The sequence below is a fragment of the Arthrobacter sp. NtRootA1 genome (assembly GCF_019976975.1).
GTDB lineage: Bacteria > Actinomycetota > Actinomycetes > Actinomycetales > Micrococcaceae > Arthrobacter > Arthrobacter aromaticivorans.
In genome coordinates this window covers 4090782-4107645 of sequence record NZ_AP024630.1, presented here as the reverse complement: position 1 = coordinate 4107645, position 16864 = coordinate 4090782, and the positions used below count along the sequence as shown (strand labels likewise).

The 16864-nt window shown below is 62.3% G+C and carries 15 protein-coding genes; 7 read left to right on the top strand and 8 right to left on the bottom strand.

Annotated elements, in window-relative coordinates:
• The first annotated feature begins 110 nt into the window (after positions 1–110).
• The 5 genes from LDN90_RS18705 (at position 111) to LDN90_RS18685 (ending at position 6338) form a co-directional block, all read left to right on the top strand.
• Entirely contained in the window at positions 111–1454 is a 1344-nt protein-coding gene (locus LDN90_RS18705) for a GAF domain-containing protein (RefSeq protein WP_223946632.1), read from the top strand.
• A 96-nt stretch (positions 1455–1550) separates the two neighbouring features.
• Positions 1551–3074: an aldehyde dehydrogenase family protein gene (locus LDN90_RS18700; RefSeq protein ID WP_216924995.1), complete on the top strand. Its 1524-nt coding sequence runs from the start codon at positions 1551–1553 to the stop codon at positions 3072–3074.
• A 94-nt stretch (positions 3075–3168) separates the two neighbouring features.
• Positions 3169–4191, top strand: a complete 1023-nt coding sequence (gene adhP / locus LDN90_RS18695) for an alcohol dehydrogenase AdhP (RefSeq protein WP_216924996.1) — start codon at positions 3169–3171, stop codon at positions 4189–4191.
• Positions 4191–4625 carry a DUF779 domain-containing protein gene (locus tag LDN90_RS18690; protein ID WP_223946631.1) on the top strand — a complete coding sequence of 145 codons (435 nt, stop codon included), beginning with the start codon at positions 4191–4193 and terminating at the stop codon, positions 4623–4625. Before adhP ends, LDN90_RS18690 begins: the two co-directional genes overlap by 1 nt.
• 156 nt (positions 4626–4781) lie before the next feature.
• A complete protein-coding gene (locus LDN90_RS18685) occupies positions 4782–6338 on the top strand; it encodes an amino acid permease (RefSeq protein ID WP_223946630.1) in 1557 nt (518 codons plus the stop codon).
• Positions 6339–6478: 140 nt separating this feature from the next.
• On the opposite strand, the gene LDN90_RS18680 is transcribed toward LDN90_RS18685, so the two are convergent.
• The 4 genes from LDN90_RS18680 to LDN90_RS18665 form a co-directional block, all read right to left on the bottom strand.
• A complete protein-coding gene (locus tag LDN90_RS18680) occupies positions 6479–7114 on the bottom strand; it encodes a DUF2461 domain-containing protein (RefSeq protein ID WP_223946629.1) in 636 nt (211 codons plus the stop codon).
• Between the two features lie 129 nt (positions 7115–7243).
• A complete protein-coding gene (locus LDN90_RS18675; protein ID WP_223946628.1) occupies positions 7244–8725 on the bottom strand; it encodes a catalase in 1482 nt (493 codons plus the stop codon).
• Between the two features lie 14 nt (positions 8726–8739).
• On the bottom strand, positions 8740–9219 hold the full coding sequence (locus LDN90_RS18670) for a Fur family transcriptional regulator (protein WP_223946627.1): 480 nt from the start codon (positions 9217–9219) through the stop codon (positions 8740–8742).
• 30 nt (positions 9220–9249) lie between these two features.
• Positions 9250–10044, bottom strand: a complete 795-nt coding sequence (locus LDN90_RS18665) for a hypothetical protein (RefSeq protein WP_223946626.1) — start codon at positions 10042–10044, stop codon at positions 9250–9252.
• Positions 10045–10152: 108 nt separating this feature from the next.
• Here LDN90_RS18665 and LDN90_RS18660 point away from each other — a divergent pair, with 108 nt between their 5' ends.
• A complete protein-coding gene (locus LDN90_RS18660) occupies positions 10153–11424 on the top strand; it encodes an MFS transporter (RefSeq protein ID WP_223946625.1) in 1272 nt (423 codons plus the stop codon).
• A 115-nt stretch (positions 11425–11539) separates the two neighbouring features.
• On the top strand, positions 11540–12409 hold the full coding sequence (gene htpX, locus LDN90_RS18655; RefSeq protein WP_223946624.1) for a zinc metalloprotease HtpX: 870 nt from the start codon (positions 11540–11542) through the stop codon (positions 12407–12409).
• A 98-nt stretch (positions 12410–12507) separates the two neighbouring features.
• On the opposite strand, the gene efeB is transcribed toward htpX, so the two are convergent.
• From efeB to LDN90_RS18635, 4 genes are all read right to left on the bottom strand, one after another.
• On the bottom strand, positions 12508–13947 hold the full coding sequence (efeB, locus tag LDN90_RS18650; protein ID WP_223946623.1) for an iron uptake transporter deferrochelatase/peroxidase subunit: 1440 nt from the start codon (positions 13945–13947) through the stop codon (positions 12508–12510).
• The gene (gene efeO, locus LDN90_RS18645; RefSeq protein ID WP_223946622.1) at positions 13944–15140 is read right to left on the bottom strand and encodes an iron uptake system protein EfeO; all 1197 of its coding nucleotides are present in this window, start codon (positions 15138–15140) and stop codon (positions 13944–13946) included. The genes efeB and efeO overlap by 4 nt, the downstream gene beginning before the upstream one ends.
• Positions 15141–15209: 69 nt before the next feature.
• Positions 15210–16070 carry an iron uptake transporter permease EfeU gene (efeU, locus tag LDN90_RS18640; protein ID WP_223946621.1) on the bottom strand — a complete coding sequence of 287 codons (861 nt, stop codon included), beginning with the start codon at positions 16068–16070 and terminating at the stop codon, positions 15210–15212.
• A 246-nt stretch (positions 16071–16316) separates the two neighbouring features.
• Positions 16317–16808 carry a YajQ family cyclic di-GMP-binding protein gene (locus LDN90_RS18635; RefSeq protein ID WP_018776783.1) on the bottom strand — a complete coding sequence of 164 codons (492 nt, stop codon included), beginning with the start codon at positions 16806–16808 and terminating at the stop codon, positions 16317–16319.
• Between the last annotated feature and the right edge of the window lie 56 nt (positions 16809–16864).

Below are 16864 nucleotides of genomic sequence, written 5' to 3'. Positions count from 1 at the left end.
CCGAAAAGACGCCAGCTGTACACAAACTCCATTCGTGGAACTAGACTTTCGGGTACTGTGCCGCCAGCACATGCGCAGCGCACTGTCATTGCGGATTACCGGGGAGTTCGATGAGGAATCCAATCCATCCGCCTGTTCCAGGCAGCGAAGCCGGGAGGCTTCTGCAGAAGCGCGCCCTGGCGAGCCACGAACAACTGGATATGCTGCGGGCCGGGGCTCCGGAGGAAATCTCCGGCCTCCGACGCTTGGTGCGCGAATCCTGGCAGCGTTCGGCCAACCTGCTGGCCAATCCCGATGTTCCGGAAGCGCCACTCGCGATGGACCGCGACGAACTGGAGGACTACCGCCGTCAACACCCGCTGGCCGCGATCATGCCGGTCATCAGGAAGTTGCTGGTCCAGCCCAGCCATGACAGTGGGCTGCTCGTCGCGGTGGGAGATGACGTCGGGCGGCTTTTGTGGGTGGATGGCGATCCCGTCATGCAGCGCAGGGCCGAGGGAATGATGTTCGTTGCGGGCTCCGACTGGTCCGAAGCCTCAGTGGGTACAAGTGCCCCCGGGACGGCGCTTGCCTTGGATCGCAGCATCCAGATCTCCGGTGCCGAGCACTTCAAGAGATCAGTGCACCCGTGGAGTTGTACTGCTGTTCCCTTCCATGATCCCGATTCCGGTGCCGTGTTGGGCGTCGTGGACATCACCGGAACGGAGACCGCGGTTGCCCCGCACACGGTATCCCTGGTGGAAGCAACCGTTGCGGCCGCGCAGGCGCAGTTGCGCATCGAGCGTCTCCAGCTCGCTGCTGCCGTACGGGAAAAACCGCGACGCCGGAGCTCAATTTCCGCTTCCAGCCACACTCTTTACCGCAATAGCCTGCAGTTGTTGGGCCGCGACCAGGCCCTTCTCAGCATTGATGGCCGGACGGTTTCCCTGTCGGCCCGGCACAGCGAAATCCTGGCCATCCTCTGTAGCCAACCGGCCGGCCTCAGCGCGGATGACCTCTGCGCGCAGCTGTACCCCGGAGATGGATCGCCGGTGACGTTGCGGGCGGAAATGGTGCGCCTGCGCAAGGTTCTCCAGGAGCTCAGCCCCGAGGCGGTTCCAGAATCGAGGCCCTACCGCTTGCCTGTCGAGTTGCTTCCCGATTCGGGCCAGGTGCTCAGTTGCCTGCAGCGCGGTGCCCACCGGATCGCCTTGGAGATTTACAAAGGAGCAGTCCTGCCGCGCTCGGAGGCTCCCGGCGTCGTGCAGTTGCGTGAGCGGGTTGCGCATCTGTTGCGGGAAGCGCTGCTCAGCGATGGCAGCGTTGAGTCACTCCTGAAGTACGCTGAGCTGCCCGAGGCGAAGTACGACGTCGAACTCCGCCTTGCCGTGCTGAAGCTGCTGCCGCCGCGCTCACCCAAGCGGGCCGCCGTCGTGGCGGACCTTGAACGGATCGACACGGAATTGACAGCGTGAGCTGACTCACACTGTTGCAACGTAGCTGCAACCTGCCCGCTCCTAGGCTCGAATCAATGGCGACAGCCACCGTGATTCGCAGCAAAGGAGCTAGCAATGACCGTTTATGCACAGCCGGGTGCCGAGGGTTCGAAGGTCACCTTCAAGGACCGGTACGAGAACTGGATCGGCGGGGAATGGGTTGCTCCCGTCAAGGGCGCCTACTTCGAAAACATCACGCCCGTCACAGGCAAAGCTTTCTGCGAAGTTGCCCGTGGCACATCCGAGGACATCGAACTGGCACTCGACGCCGCGCACAAGGTCGCGCCCTCATGGGGCAAAACGTCAGCCACGGAACGCGCCGCGATTCTGAACAAGATCGCGGACCGGATCGACGAGAACGTGGAGCTGCTCGCCGTTGCGGAGACGTGGGACAACGGCAAGCCCGTCCGGGAGACCCTCAACGCGGACATTCCCTTGGCTGCCGATCACTTCCGCTACTTCGCTTCGGCTGTCCGTGCCCAGGAGGGCCACCTTTCCCAGCTCGACGAGGACACCACCGCCTACCACTTCAAGGAACCGCTGGGCGTGGTGGGCCAGATCATCCCCTGGAACTTTCCCATCCTCATGGCCGTGTGGAAGCTGGCCCCCGCGCTTGCCGCAGGTAACGCCGTGGTGCTTAAGCCAGCCGAGCAGACGCCAACGTCGATCCTGGTACTGATGGAATTGATCGGTGACCTGCTGCCCGCAGGCGTAGTGAACGTCGTCAATGGTTTCGGCGTGGAAGCCGGAAAGCCGCTGGCTTCCAGCCCCCGTATCCGCAAGATCGCCTTCACTGGCGAGACAACCACGGGCCGGCTTATCAGCCAGTACGCGTCCAACAACCTCATCCCTGTCACGTTGGAACTTGGCGGCAAGAGCCCCAACATCTTCTTCGACGACGTCGCAGCCCAGAATGACGCCTTTTACGACAAAGCACAGGAGGGCTTCACGCTGTTCGCCTTCAACCAGGGCGAGGTCTGCACTTGCCCGTCACGTGCCTTGGTCCAGGAGGGGATTTACGACTCCTTCATGGCTGACGTCGTCGCCCGCACCAACAAGATCATCCAGGGCAACCCGCTGGACACGGAAACCCAGATCGGTGCCCAGGCTTCCAACGACCAGCTGGAGAAGATCCTCTCCTACATCGACATTGGAAAGCAGGAGGGCGCCAAGGTCCTCACGGGCGGCGCACGGGCAGAGCTTTCCGGTGACCTTGCCGGCGGCTACTACGTCCAGCCCACCATCTTCGAGGGACACAACCGGATGCGCATCTTCCAGGAGGAGATCTTCGGACCTGTGGTCTCGGTGACCAAATTCAGTGACTACAACGACGCAATCGGCATCGCCAACGACACCCTCTACGGTTTGGGCGCCGGGGTTTGGTCGCGCAACGGAAATGTCGCCTACCGCGCCGGCCGCGAAATCCAAGCCGGCCGCGTCTGGGTCAACAACTACCACGCCTATCCGGCAGGTGCCGCTTTCGGTGGCTATAAGTCCTCAGGCATTGGCCGTGAAAACCACGCGATGATGCTGGACCACTACCAGCAGACCAAGAACCTCCTGGTCAGCTACAACGAGAACAAACTCGGCTTCTTCTAGGAATTTGTGCACAGCTGATGCCCCTCATCGCGTTCGCAAGGGGCATTGGCTGTGCACCATCCGCTTCATTCATAGAGATCAAAGGAGATCGTCAATGTCCACAACCATGCAAGCTGCAGTAGTTACGGAGTTCGGAACCGACCTTAAGGTCATGGACGTGGAAAGGCCGACGCCGGGTCCCGGCCAAGCGCTGGTGCGCCTGATCACGTCGGGGGTATGCCATACGGACCTGCACGCTGCCGAAGGTGACTGGCCGGTCAAACCCACCCCTCCGTTCGTGCCCGGTCACGAGGGAGTGGGCGAAGTAGTGGCGCTCGGCGAAGGAGTAACGGACGTCGCGGTGGGGGACATGGTTGGAAACGCCTGGCTGTGGTCTGCCTGCGGAGATTGCCAGTACTGCCGAACTGGATGGGAAACGCTGTGCGAGTCCCAGCAGAACGGTGGCTACAGCGTGGACGGTTCGTTCGGCGAGTACATGTTGGTGGACACACGTTTTGCAGCCCGCATCCCGAAGGGCTCGGATCCTGTGGAGGTTGCCCCGGTATTGTGCGCCGGAGTCACCGTCTACAAGGGACTGAAGATGACCGAAGCCAGGCCTGGCCAGTGGGTCACCATCTCCGGAATCGGCGGATTGGGACACATCGCGGTCCAGTATGCAGTGGCCATGGGACTTCGTGTGGCCGCCGTTGATATTGCCGACGACAAGCTGGCGTTGGCCAGGGAACACGGCGCTGAACTAACGGTCAACGCACTGCATGAGGATCCAGCAGAGGTCATCCAGCGCGAAACCGGCGGCTGCCACGGTGTCCTCGTAACGGCGGTGCACCCCTCTGCCTTCGGGCAAGCGATCGGAATGGCACGCCGTGGCGGGACCATCGTCTTCAATGGGCTTCCTCCCGGTGACTTCCCGGCGCCCATTTTCGAGATCGTCCTCAAGGGGCTCACTGTGCGGGGATCGATTGTGGGCACCCGCCAGGATCTTGAGGAAGCGCTGGAGTTCTACGCACAAGGCAAGATCAAACCCACGGTCTCCACGCGTGAGTTGTCCGAGGTCAACGCGGTCTTTGACGAGATGAAGCACGCCAAGATCGATGGCCGAGTGGTTCTGAAGTTCTGATGGACCAACCCCTATTGGAAGCTGCGGTGACGCTCGCCGGGGAGACCTTTTCCCGGGTGGCGCTCACCGCGGCCTCCGTCGAACTACTGCGGAAGCTCTGGGAGCAGCATGGCCCGCTCATGTTCCATCAATCCGGTGGTTGTTGCGACGGTTCCGCTCCCATGTGCTACCCGGCGGGCGAGTTCCTCACTGGTGATTCAGATGTGCTCCTGGGCCGGTTCGATATCAGTGCAGGCATCGGAACCGGAGCGGGCCAGGACCCAAAGCCTCTCGAGTTCTGGATGTCCAGGGAACAGTTCGCCTACTGGTCCCACACCCATCTCACCGTTGACGTGGTCCCAGGCCGTGGAAGCGGCTTCTCTATCGAGTCCCCGGAGGGGAAGCGGTTCCTGATCCGCTCCACCCTCATGGACTGGAACGTCCCAAGTGTTTAGCGGTGTGACGGGGGCTACTAGCCTCCGTCACACCAGTCACATCAGTAACGTGGACTCGCAGGCCGTCTCACTATCTGGGATAAATATGGCCGTCCACTGACCGGACACTATTCTTGATGAGTCCTATACCACCCCCATCCAGAATGTGGCATTTTTATGAACATTTTCAGGACCAAGTCGATCGAGCAGTCGATCGCCGACGCCGACGAGCCCGGGCGCAAGCTGAAGCGAAGCCTCAGTACCTGGGACCTGATGATCATGGGTGTCGCCGTCGCTGTCGGTGCCGGTATCTTCTCCGTTGGCGCCAAGGCTGCCGCAAACTTTGCCGGCCCGGCCGTCACCATCTCCTTTGCCATCGCAGCCGTCACGTGCGCCTTGGCCATCATGTGCTATGCCGAATTCGCCACGGCAATTCCCGTGGCAGGCTCCGCCTACGTCTTCACTTACGCCACCATGGGCGAGGTGCTCGCGTGGATCATTGGATGGAACCTCATCCTCGAACTCTTTACTGCTGCCGCGGTGATCGCCAAGTACTGGGGCATCTACCTCAGCAAAGTCTTCGCCCTGATGGGCCTGGACATTCCGCCGGCGCTCAGCCTGGGCGGCGTTGACCTCTATTGGGGCGCCTTCCTGATTGTCGCGATCTTCACCGTGCTGCTGGTGCTGGGGACGAAGTTGTCCGCGCGCGTGGGCAACATCTTCACTTTGATCAAGATCGCCGTAGTGCTGTTCGTGATCGTTGTGGGCTTTAGCTATGTGAAGTTCTCCAACTACACCCCCTTCATTCCCGCCTCCGAGCCCACTTCCGGAACGGGTGCCGCTGATGTCATGAAGCAGTCCTTCTTCGGCTTCCTGACCGGTGCTGCTCCTGCCCAGTACGGCACCTTGGGCATCTTCGCCGGGGCTGCCCTGGTGTTCTTCGCCTTCATCGGCTTCGACGTCGTTGCGACCTCCGCGGAAGAGGTAAAGAACCCGCAGAAGACGCTGCCCCGCGGTATCTTCGGCGGCCTGGCAGTGGTCACGCTGCTCTACATCCTGGTCTCCCTTGCCCTGACCGGCATGGTCTCCTACACCCAGCTTGCTGAGGAAAAGAACCCCACGCTGACCACAGCTTTCGAGGCCGTGGGCAACAACGACGCCGCAAAGGTCATTGCCTTCGGCTCCCTGGTTGGCCTGACGACGGTGATCATGGTGCTGCTCATGGGCCTTTCCCGTGTGGTGTTGGCCATGAGCCGCGATGGACTGCTCCCGCGATCCCTCTCCAAGACCAGCGACAAGCGCTCCACCCCTGCACGCCTGCAGATTATCTGTGGTGCGGCAGTGGCCCTGGTGGCCGGGCTGACCAACGTGGATCTCCTTGAGGAAATGATCAACATTGGAACGCTGTCCGCCTTTGTGATGGTCAGCCTGGGCATCCTGGTGCTGCGCAAGAAGCGTCCTGACCTCAAGCCTGCGTTCCGGGTCCCCTTCGGCAAGGTCCTGCCCTGGGTGTCCGCCATCCTGTGCATCTACCTCATGACCAACCTGGCAGTGGAAACCTGGATCTTCTTCGCGATTTGGCTGATCATCGGCATGGTCATCTACTTCGCCTACGGGCAGCGCCACTCGCGGCTCAACGAGAAGTTCGCTTCAGCCAGGGCAGCCGTCAATGGCGATTCTGCAAACCCCGCGGTCCAGGGCGACGAGGACGAAGACTCCTTCACCAAGGTCTAAACCAATTCCAGCTGCTTGTCAGACAGCTGGCTTGAATCACCATCGAAAGCGCTCGGGAGCATCAATTCCCGGGCGCTTTTGGTGTTCCTGGGCGCTCGACTGACGATGGACCGCGCGCTGTTCCGGGTGAGGACCAAAACCTAGGGCGCAGCGTGCTTCCCCACCCATTCCACCAGCGGCCTCAGCACTTCCCAGCGGTCCGTGATCTCCTGTTTTGCTGAAGGCGTGGAGACCCATTCCGGTTCACCAACCTCAACCCCGGCAGACAAGGACTTGTGCTTCAGGAGCTCGGCCCGTGGATGATCTTTGTCGAAGCCCCGCGGAACTGTCTTGAGCTTCTCGCCTTGGATGGCGAAACCCGCTGCGGCAACCACGTCCACAATCTGCTGTAGTTCCCCTCCACTGTCAGGAGCGTCCACAGCCGCGCGGAAGCGTGCCAATTGCGCGGGAGTATAGGAATGGCAGCCCCCACCGACCAACAGACCATCGGCGCTTACCTGGAGGTAGAACCCGAGGCCTTCATGTGATGCTGCGAAGGCGCCCTGGGCCGTTTTGTAGGGCGACTTGTCCTGGGAGAACCTGACGTCCCTGTTTGGCCGGAAGATCTTCGCCGGCCCGAACTCAGGCTCCAGCTCCGAAAGGAGCGCCGCCAGCGGTTCCTTCACGGCGGCGTCGTAGATGTCTTTGTGCTCCAACCACCACTCGCGGTTGTTGTTCTCTTCCAGTTCTTCGTAGAAGCGGAAGGCTGCGGACGGAATTCCCTCGAATGTGCTCATGGAAGGATCCTATGGACCACGGCACCAGAGCGGCCAGAGCCCAACCGGTCTATGTGGAAAACAAAGAAGAACACCCCGTTGCGGAGATCCGCAACGGGGTGTTCGCCTAATACTTACCGGCTCAGATGCTTAGAGCTTGTTGGCTGCTTCGGCGTCGGAAGCGGCCTGGCCTGCACCGAGGTTGGCGCGCAGCTTGGCGCCGAGTTCGGCGTCAACGTTGGTCCAGTACTGGATGGCGCGTTCCTTGATGTCGGCGCTCTTCACGCCACCCACGGCACCGGTGATGGTCTCCAGCAGACGGGCCTTGGCGGCGTCGTCGTAAACCTCGCGGTACAGGGTACCGGCCTGGCCGAAGTCGCTGTCCTCGGAGTGCAAGGTGTGCGCGGAGAGGGTGAGCTCGCCGTCGTTCTCCCAGCCACCTGCCGGTGAAGCGGGCTCAAGAGCAGCCGGGCCACCAACGGAGTTCGGTGCGTAGACCGGGGTGGTGGGGGCGTTGAACAAGTAACGTCCGGCGCCGTCCTGGCTGTAGTTGTTGACCTGGTTCTTGGGCTGGTTCACCGGGATCTGGGCGTGGTTGGTGCCAACGCGGTAGCGGTGTGCATCGGCGTAGGAGAAGATGCGGGCCTGCAGCATCTTGTCCGGCGAGGCAGCGATACCCGGTACGAAGTTCGACGGCGCGAAGGTGGCCTGCTCGATCTGCGCGAAGTAGTTCTCCGGGTTCTTGTTCAGTTCCATGGTGCCCACGTGGATCAGCGGGTAGTCCGCGTGCGGCCAAACCTTGGTGAGGTCGAACGGGTTGAAACGGTACGTCTTGGCGTCCTCGTAGGGCATGACCTGGACGTGCAGTTCCCAGGAAGGGAAGTTGCCGGCTTCGATGTTCTCGGAGAGGTCGCGGATGTAGAAGTCTGCATCCGAGCCTGCCAGCTCCTCGGCCTGGTCGCCGGTGATGGTCTTGACGCCCTGGTTGGACTTGAAGTGGTACTTGACCCAGAAGCGCTCACCAGCGGCGTTGATCCACTGGTAGGTGTGCGAGCCGTAGCCCTGCATTTCACGCCAGGAAGCCGGCAGACCACGGTCGCCCATGAGCCAGGTGACCTGGTGTGCGGATTCGGGGGAGAGGGTCCAGAAGTCCCACTGCATGTCAGCGTCACGCAGGTGGGTGCCCGGGAGGCGCTTCTGGGAGTGGATGAAGTCCGGGAACTTGATGCCGTCGCGGATGAAGAACACGGGGGTGTTGTTGCCCACGAGGTCGTAGTTGCCCTCGGAGGTGTAGAACTTCACGGCGAAACCGCGGGGGTCGCGCCAGGTGTCAGGAGAACCATTCTCGCCGGCAACGGAGGAGAAACGGATCAGCATGTCCGTCTCTACGCCCGGCTGCAGGAACGCGGCCTTGGTGTAGGCCGATACGTCCGAGGTGGTCTTGAACGTACCGAATGCGCCGCCACCCTTGGCGTGCACTACACGCTCCGGGACCCGCTCGCGGTTGAACTGCGCAAGCTTCTCCACCAGGTAGTGGTCGGTCAGGATGATGGCACCGTCGGCGCCGACGGACTTGGAGTGCGCGTCGGAAGTAACGGGGGCACCTGACTGGGTTGTTGAAATAGCAGTCATTGTTCTCCTTGTTCTTATTTTTGAGTTACGGACGTTTGTTTGGGGAGCTGTTGTTTTGCCTGGCAATCCTGGCAGATGCCCTGATAGAGGACGTCTGCGATCTGGATGGTCATTGGCTTGGAATTTTCATCCCAGTGCGGTGTGAGGCACGGTGCGTGTCCCACGGCGCAGTCCACGTCTTCCACGCGGCCGCAACTAACGCAGACGGCGTGGTGGTGGTTGTCGCCCACCCGGGTTTCATAGAGCGCCGGGGAGTGCGGGGGTTCAAAGCGGCGCAGCATCTGCAAATCCGTGAGGTCGCTAAGCACAACGTAAACGGACTGCGCCGTCAGTTCAGGGAGTTCTTTGCGGGCAGCGGCAAGGATGCCTTCTGCCGGGGAGTGCGGATGGTGCTGGACAGCGGCCAGCACTGCCAGCCGCTGTTTGGTCACACGCCTGCCGTGGGCATGCAGGGCACCGGCCCATGCTTCCTGGTCGGCTGTGTGATCGGTCATGCACTCATTGAATCACTTATTTTGAGCAGTTCACAATAAGGCAAAGCTAACTTCCGGCAAATTAAACAAATCCAGCATCGGATTGGCTTGCTCCGCAGCAGATCGACCCACCGCGTGGATGCGAAGGGCTGAACCCGGATTCCCGCCTTCGATAGCCACGCAGCTGAAGCCAGTGAGTCCACTTGTCAGCGGCAGGACACCCAGGGCGCTCCCCATCGCAACTAGTTCCCCCGGAAGGACACTGGAAATCGCGGCCGCCCCGCTGGCGGGCTCAATCACGCTGTGATGGCGGGCTGCGTCAACTGTCGCGACCAAGGGAACCGGCACCTGAACGGGTACGACGCCGGACGTGGCCGCAGGCGCGGACGCCACCTGCCCGGTGGGTGCTTCCGCGACGATGGCGGCACCAAGACCCAGCGAAACCCGGATCCGCGCATCGACGATGTCCAGGCTGTCCTCAGGCTCGGGCACGCGACGGTGGGCCGGCAGCGCGAGTTGGCGTCCCGGCGTCGTGCTTTCCGCCTCCCACCGAGCGAAGAGGTGAAACGTGGGCGTAGACGACTCAGCCACCGGCTCGCCAATAGCCGAACCTAGGGGGTGCCACCGGTTGGCGAACATCACGGCGAACCTCTTCGCTCCAAGGACGTCCTCCAATGCTGCCCGGGCGAGGTTGTGGCAGAACAACCAGTCGGCCGCCGAGGCTTCAGTAAATTCCGTGGAGGGGTCCGAGAGGCGGATCAGCACGTGCCCGGCCGTCAAAGGGTGGCGCGGCCTGGCAATTTCCCAGATGCCCGAGCGGAACAGCAAGCGTCGCGACAAGACCATGTGGACTCCTTCCCCCGGGTGAGCCTACCAACCAGCGCGTTACGGCGGGAGACGCACTATGGAAGCCAAACGGACAACAACGTCACTGGGGGTCGCTAGGGTGGCTAGGTGGCGAAATTACTGGCAGACATCACCCCGGTTAGGGAGAGCCCGGCTTTCCGGAGACTTTGGCTCGGGGCCTCGGTGGCTGCCATCGGTACCCAGCTCACGTTGGTGGCCGTCAGCTTGGAGGTTTACCGCCTGACCCAGGAGAGTTTCTACGTAGGCCTCCTGGGCATCTTCGCGCTGGTTCCGCTGGTCATCACCGGGCTTTACGGCGGATCCATTTCCGATGCCTACGACCGCCGCAAAGTAGCACTGATCGCATCCTTGGTGCTTTGGGCCACCACGGCTGGCTTGGCACTGCAAGCGTGGCTGGAGATCGGCAACATCTGGTTGCTTTATGCGTTGGTTGCCATCCAAAGCGGTGCACAAGGCATCAACGGTCCCGCCCGTAGCGCGATCATTCCGCTCCTTGTCCGCAAGGACCTGCTCCCTGCGGCGAACGCCTTGAGCCTGCTCACGTTCGGCCTGTCCATGACCGCCGGACCACTCCTGGCGGGTGTTTTGGTGGCCACCATCGGCTTCGGATGGACCTACACGATCGATGTCATCAGCTTCACTTTTGCCCTGTGGGGCCTCGCCAAACTCCCGCCGCTGCCACCATCAAAGGAGGCCGTCCGGCCCGGGCTTCGCTCCGTAGTTGAGGGTTTCCGGTTCCTGGGTACGCGGCCCAATGTCCGGATGACCTTCATCATTGACCTCATCGCCATGATCTGCGCCCAACCGCGCGCCCTGATGCCTGCAATTGGGGCAGTCATGATTGGCGGCGGTGAAACAACGGTGGGTGTGCTGTTGGCGTCTACCGCCGTGGGCGCCTTCCTGGCGGGATTGTTTTCCGGTCCCCTCGGCAGGGTGAGGCGCCAGGGCAGCGCAGTGGTGTGGGCAGTGGTTGGATGGGGCGCCTCGATTGCAGGCTTTGGCCTGGTGGTATTGCTGGCTGAAGATTCGGGCCGCGAGGGCGTAACTCCCTGGCTCCTTCCTGCTGCCCTATGTTGTGCGTTGGCGGGGATTTCCGATTCTGTCAGTGCGGTCTTCCGCACCACCATCCTCCAGTCAGCGACACCCGACCACCTGCGCGGAAGGCTGCAGGGAGTGTTCATTGTGGTGGTCGCAGGAGGCCCTCGAGTGGGGGACATGCTGGCAGGCGGTGTCACGCAATTCCTTAGCGAAGGCGGCGTGCTGCTGATTGGGGGGATCGTCTGCATTCTCTTGGCCTGGCTGGCATCGCGCATGCAGCCGGGTTTCGTCGCGTACGATGCGAAGCACCCGGTGCCGTAGCCAGCAGGGCTCGAGCGGGGCGACGCAGCCCAGGCGTGCTGCGGAACACGGCGACCGCCGTCGGCGTTAATCGATACAGAACTGTTCACGAGCCAACGAGAGTGGAAGAACAACCGTGCACAAACACAACAATGGACTCAAGACCGCGGCGCTTTTCGGTGTGCTGTGGGCGGTGCTGTTGGGTTTGGGCGCCATCATCGGGGCCGGCACGCGCAGCACCACGCCCATCTGGATCTTTGCCCTGATCGGGGTAGCCACTACTGCCTACGGATACTGGAACAGCGACAAGATCGCCATCCGCTCCATGGCGGCCTATCCGGTCACGGAAGCACAAGCCCCGCAGCTGTACCAGATTGTCCGGGAGCTTTCCGTGCGGGCAAACAAGCCCATGCCGCGGATTTACCTCTCGCCCACCATGACGCCGAACGCCTTCGCTACCGGGCGCAGCCCCAAGAACGCCGCTGTTTGCTGCACAGAGGGAATCCTGCATGTCCTTGACGCCCGCGAACTCCGGGGCGTCCTGGGCCATGAGCTTATGCACGTGTACAACCGTGACATCCTGACGTCTTCCGTGGCGGCTGCCGTTGCGGGCGTGATCACGTCCGTGGGGCAGATGTTGTTGTTCTTCGGCGGCGGGGATCGGCGCAACGCCAACCCGATCGCGATGATCGCCATGGCGCTGCTGGCGCCGTTCGCGGCCTCGCTGATCCAGATGGCGATCTCCCGCACCCGCGAGTACGACGCCGACGAGGATGGTGCCGAGCTGACCGGCGACCCACTGGCGCTCGCCTCGGCGCTGCGCAAGATCGAATCGGGCGTCTCCCAGCTTCCGCTCCCACAGGACCAACGGCTTGTGAATGCCTCCCACCTCATGATCGCCAACCCCTTCCGTGGCGGTGGCATGCGGCGTTTGTTCTCCACGCACCCGCCTATGCAGGAGCGCATCAGCAGGCTTGAACGGATGGCTGGGCGGCCGCTTTCCTAAGGACGCGGCTTACTCAACGCCTAAAACGTCGTGAACCCGCTATTCCGTGGTTGGCCAACAACGGGATAGCGGGTTCGCAACGTAATAGATGAATCAGCCTAGGCGAAAAGTCCTTCGCCGATGAAGCCGCCCTGCTGGGTCCCCGGAGGCACGGCAAAAAGCCCGGAGCCCGTGTGTTTCAGGTATTCCACGGACAAGGTATCGCCCTTGGCCAGCGCCAGCTGCATCGGAACGTAGTGGGTCCGTGGATCCTTCACGAACGCGATGAAGAACAATCCCGCGTCCAGATGCCCGAGTCCGTCTGAGCCGTCGGTGAAGTTGTAGCCACGGCGAAGCATCCGCACACCCCCATTCTGGTCGGGGTGGGCCAGCCGGACGTGCGAGTCCAAGGGAATGAGCGGGTCACCGTCGCGGCCCGCGAGCTTGAAATCGGGCGCCGTGAACTCTTCGCCACCGGACAACGGCGCTCCTACGCCCTTCGTCCGGCCGATCAGGCCTTCCTGTTCACGCAGGGACGTCCGGTCCCAGATCTCGATATGCATCTGGATCCTGCGCGCCACAAGGTAGCTGCCGCCCCTCATCCACTCTTCATTCGGTGAAGCGGGGGAGCCTACCCAGACATGCTCATCGAGGAGGGCGTTGTCCTCAACCTTGAGGTTGTTGGTGCCGTCCTTGAAGCCAAAGAGGTTGCGGGGCGTCACCTGCGCACGGGACGTGGAGGACGTGCGGCCAAAGCCCAATTGGGACCAGCGGACTCGCACCTTTCCGAAACCGATGCGCGCGAGGTTACGGATGGCGTGTACGGCTACTTGGGGGTCGTCGGCGCATGCCTGGACCACGATGTCGCCTCCGGTGCGGCCAGGTTGAAGGTCGTCACCCGGGAAATGCGGGAGGTCGATCAAGGCCTCGGGCCTGCGGCCGTCCAAGCCAAAGCGGACCTTGCCATTCTTCTCAAACAGCCCCGCGCCGAAACCGAAGGTCAAGGTCAATTGTGCGGCGGCCAGGTCCAGCGCCTCACCGGTATCTTCCGGCGGAGCATCGTAAGGGCCATCGACGGCGCCAGTCGCACCCGTAGTGCGGCCCGCCGTCATGGCCGCAGCCGCAGCAGTCCAGTCCTTCAGGAGCTTGATCAGCTCTTTCCGGTCCTCCGTGGTGACGTCGAACGCAGCCATGTGCAGGCGGTCTTGGGCCGGGGTGGTAATGCCGGCCTGGTGCTCGCCGAAAAAGGGAACAACAGCATCCCCTGCGTCGGATTCCGCGGCCGATGCAGCACCGGCTGTGACCAGGTCGTGGCCCAGGAAACCTGCGGCCAGACCAGCGACTGCTCCAGCGCCGCCCACTCCGGCAAGGGAAAGGAGGCCGCGGCGCGACAAGCGGGAGGTGCCAGCGGTGGCCGACGCACCGCCGTCGGACGTCCCCGTGGAAAGTTCGACGCCGGTCGCCTCGCCTGCGCGCGCGGAACCGTTCACATCCAGCGGCAGTCCGGCACCGGGGGCCTCCGGGGCGTCGCCGGTGTGCCCGTAGGGGCAGCCGCTCACAGCACGACGGCCGACGTGAGCTTGGACAGGGGTTCGCCCAAGGAGTCGACCAGTGCGGCGAGTTGCTGGATCTGATCCTCGCTCAGCTCGTTGTAGTAGGCGAAGCCATCGCCCTTGGCATGCTTCTTGAGCTCGGCCTGGAGGGCTGTGAACTTCTCGTCCAAGGACTTGGCAAGCTCTGCGTCTTTTTGAGCCAATGCCGGCTTCAGGCTCTCGAAGGCGATGCGGGCGCCGTCCACATTGGCCTGGAAATCCCAGAGGTCGGTGTGGGACCAGATCTCTTCCTCACCCGTCACCTTGCCGGTAGCAACCTCATCGAGGAGCTCCTTGGCGCCGTTGCCCAGCTTGTCGGCTGTCAGCTCCACTGTGCGGGTACGCGTTGCGAGGTCTGCAGTGTCTGAAACCAGCTGGGTGGATATCGCGCTACGTTCGGCCGGGGTCATGGCGGTGTAGTCCGCAGGCGGGAACAAGTCCTTCTCTGCGCGGTGCCAGCCGGTCCATTCCTGGCCGGGCTCGAGATCAGCCTCGCGTGCATCCAACTTGGGATCGAGATCGCCAAACGATTCTGCGACGGGCTCGATCCGCTCCCAGTGCATACGGGTCGCGGCGTAGAGCTCACGGGCCTTGGCGGCGTCACCGGCTGCGAAGGCGTCTGCAAAGGCTTTTGTGCCCGTGACGAGCTGCTCCGTTTGATCCTTGACATAGGCGGCGTACTGCTGGGACCCGGTCTCGAGGAGCTTTTGGAAATCAGCGTCCGCGCTCGGCTTGTTTCCCGATTCTGTGACCTCAAACGAAGCCCGGATGCCGTCGCCCTGCATACCCGGCTTGCAAGCGGTGGTGTACTTGCCGGCAGGAGCTGTAACTACAAGGTTGCGCGTAATTCCCGGGCCGATGTTTTCCACTTCACCGATGATCCGCAGGCCGTCCTCGGCCAGCAGATAGAACTCGGTGACCTCGGTGCCTTCGTTCTTCACGGCAAACGTCAGGTTGCCGCTGGGAGCGGTACCTGTGGAGACCTTGCACTCGTTCGCGGTGCTGCTGACCTGGATCGGCCCATCCTTGGCCGCCGTGGTTGTTTTCGTATTGTCAGTGCAGCCCACCACAAGCATGGGGACGGCCGCAGCCACACCGATGACGGTGAGGGTCCTGCGAAGCTTCGGGGACATGGACGGGGACAGGAACGTGCCAGGCATGGGGGTCCTTTGCGTTGGGGGAAGGCGCGGGGTGCGAGGGATGCCCACGAGTCGGGTGGGCTGCGGGTATTACTGCTGCAGGGCGACTGCCGGGTTCGGGGCCGACGTCTTCGCTGCTGCCGCCGGAGGATGGGAACGGTTGGCCCGGATGTACAGGAACAGGACGGGGATGACATACAACAGCCATGCTCCAGCTTCCAGCCAGGTGGTGGCCGGGGAGAAGTTCAGAGTGCCCTTCAGCAAGGTTCCGTACCAGGACGACGGCGGGACGGCGGCTGAGAGGTCGAAGGCCAGGCTATGCAGGCCCGGAAGGATGCCGGCTTCCTGGAGATCGTGGATGCCATAAGCAAGGACCCCTCCGGCAATGACGATGAGTCCCACTCCCGTCCAAGTGAAGAAGCGGCCCAGGTTGACCTTCAGGACGCCACGGTGGAGCAGGTATCCGAGTCCGGCGGCTGTCAGGAGGCCAAACAGGGCACCAAGGAGGGGGAACGTGGTTTCGCCTGTGGCTTGCGCTGCCGCCCAAATGAAGAGTGCAGTTTCGAGTCCTTCGCGGCCCACGGCCAGTGCCGCAACTAGCACAAGGCCCCATGCGGCGCCGTCGGCTGCTTTGTCCACGTGGGACCTGAGGTCGCTTCCGAGGCTGCGGGCAGTGCGCGCCATCCAGAAGACCATCCAGGTCACGAGTCCCACGGCAACAATGGACAGCCCTCCGCCGATCGCTTCCTGGGCCTCAAAGGTGAGGCCCCGCGGTCCGAAAGTAAGAAGGGCGCCGAAAGCGAGGGAGATGGCGATGGCCAGCCCGACGCCGGCCCAGAGCCGGGGGAGCAGGGACTGCCGGCCGGTCTTGATGAGGTAGGCCATCAAGAGGACCACGATGAGCGAGGCCTCGAGGCCTTCACGCAGGCCTATCAGGAAGTTGGCGGTCATGTGCGTTTCTTTCACTCAGGGGAGCCATACTTAGGCTTGCCTAATGAAGAAGAATACTGCCATGGGGTGATTACGCAAAAAGTTTGTGCCCTAATGTCCCCGGCCATTACGACAATCGATGTAGCCAGGCCGCAAAAACCGGGGCACAGCAAAAAACCGGGGCATAGCGCCAAAAAACCGGGGCCCAGCGCCCTGAGTGGCGCCGGACCCCGGCTTTTATGACGCTGACGGTCCAGCGTCGGCAGCCTAGCTGCGGAAGTTCACGAACTGCAGGTCTGCCTCTTCGAACTTCTTGAGGATGTTCATGGTTTCCTGCAGGTCATCGCGGGACTTGGAGGTGACGCGAAGCTCGTCGCCCTGGATCTGGGACTTGACGGACTTGGGGGCTTCGTCGCGGATGATCTTGTTGATCTTCTTGGCGATGTCCTGTGCGATGCCCTCCTTGATGGTGCACTCCAGCCGGAATTCCTTGCCGGACGGGTAAGGCTCGCCCTGGTCCAGGGACTTCAGTGAGATGCCACGCTTGATGAGCTTGGACTGGAAGACGTCCAGGACGGCGAGGACACGATCCTCCGAGTTGGCCTTCATCAGGATCTTTTCGCCGCTGAAGTCAATCTCCGCGCCGACTCCCTTGAAGTCGTAGCGCTGGGCGATTTCCTTCTGGGACTGGTTGAGCGCGTTGGCGACCTCTTGCTTGTCTACCTTGCTAACGACGTCGAACGTTGATTCGCCTGCCATGACTCTCCTTAGGTTGGGGGCCCGGTAAGGGCGGTTTGTCTGCCATCCAGCCTAGT

Excerpts from the sequence above, each read along its gene's own strand:
- LDN90_RS18665 (WP_223946626.1), bottom strand. The coding sequence starts at position 10,044 with ATGGTCTTGTCGCGACGCTTGCTGTTCCGCTCGGGCATCTGGGAAATT.
- adhP (WP_216924996.1), top strand. The coding sequence starts at position 3,169 with ATGTCCACAACCATGCAAGCTGCAGTAGTTACGGAGTTCGGAACCGAC.
- LDN90_RS18670 (WP_223946627.1), bottom strand. The coding sequence starts at position 9,219 with ATGACCGATCACACAGCCGACCAGGAAGCATGGGCCGGTGCCCTGCAT.
- LDN90_RS18690 (WP_223946631.1), top strand. The coding sequence starts at position 4,191 with ATGGACCAACCCCTATTGGAAGCTGCGGTGACGCTCGCCGGGGAGACC.
- LDN90_RS18685 (WP_223946630.1), top strand. The coding sequence starts at position 4,782 with ATGAACATTTTCAGGACCAAGTCGATCGAGCAGTCGATCGCCGACGCC.
- efeO (WP_223946622.1), bottom strand. The coding sequence starts at position 15,140 with ATGCCTGGCACGTTCCTGTCCCCGTCCATGTCCCCGAAGCTTCGCAGG.
- LDN90_RS18680 (WP_223946629.1), bottom strand. The coding sequence starts at position 7,114 with ATGAGCACATTCGAGGGAATTCCGTCCGCAGCCTTCCGCTTCTACGAA.
- LDN90_RS18635 (WP_018776783.1), bottom strand. The coding sequence starts at position 16,808 with ATGGCAGGCGAATCAACGTTCGACGTCGTTAGCAAGGTAGACAAGCAA.
- LDN90_RS18705 (WP_223946632.1), top strand. The coding sequence starts at position 111 with ATGAGGAATCCAATCCATCCGCCTGTTCCAGGCAGCGAAGCCGGGAGG.
- LDN90_RS18700 (WP_216924995.1), top strand. The coding sequence starts at position 1,551 with ATGACCGTTTATGCACAGCCGGGTGCCGAGGGTTCGAAGGTCACCTTC.
- efeU (WP_223946621.1), bottom strand. The coding sequence starts at position 16,070 with ATGACCGCCAACTTCCTGATAGGCCTGCGTGAAGGCCTCGAGGCCTCG.
- LDN90_RS18675 (WP_223946628.1), bottom strand. The coding sequence starts at position 8,725 with ATGACTGCTATTTCAACAACCCAGTCAGGTGCCCCCGTTACTTCCGAC.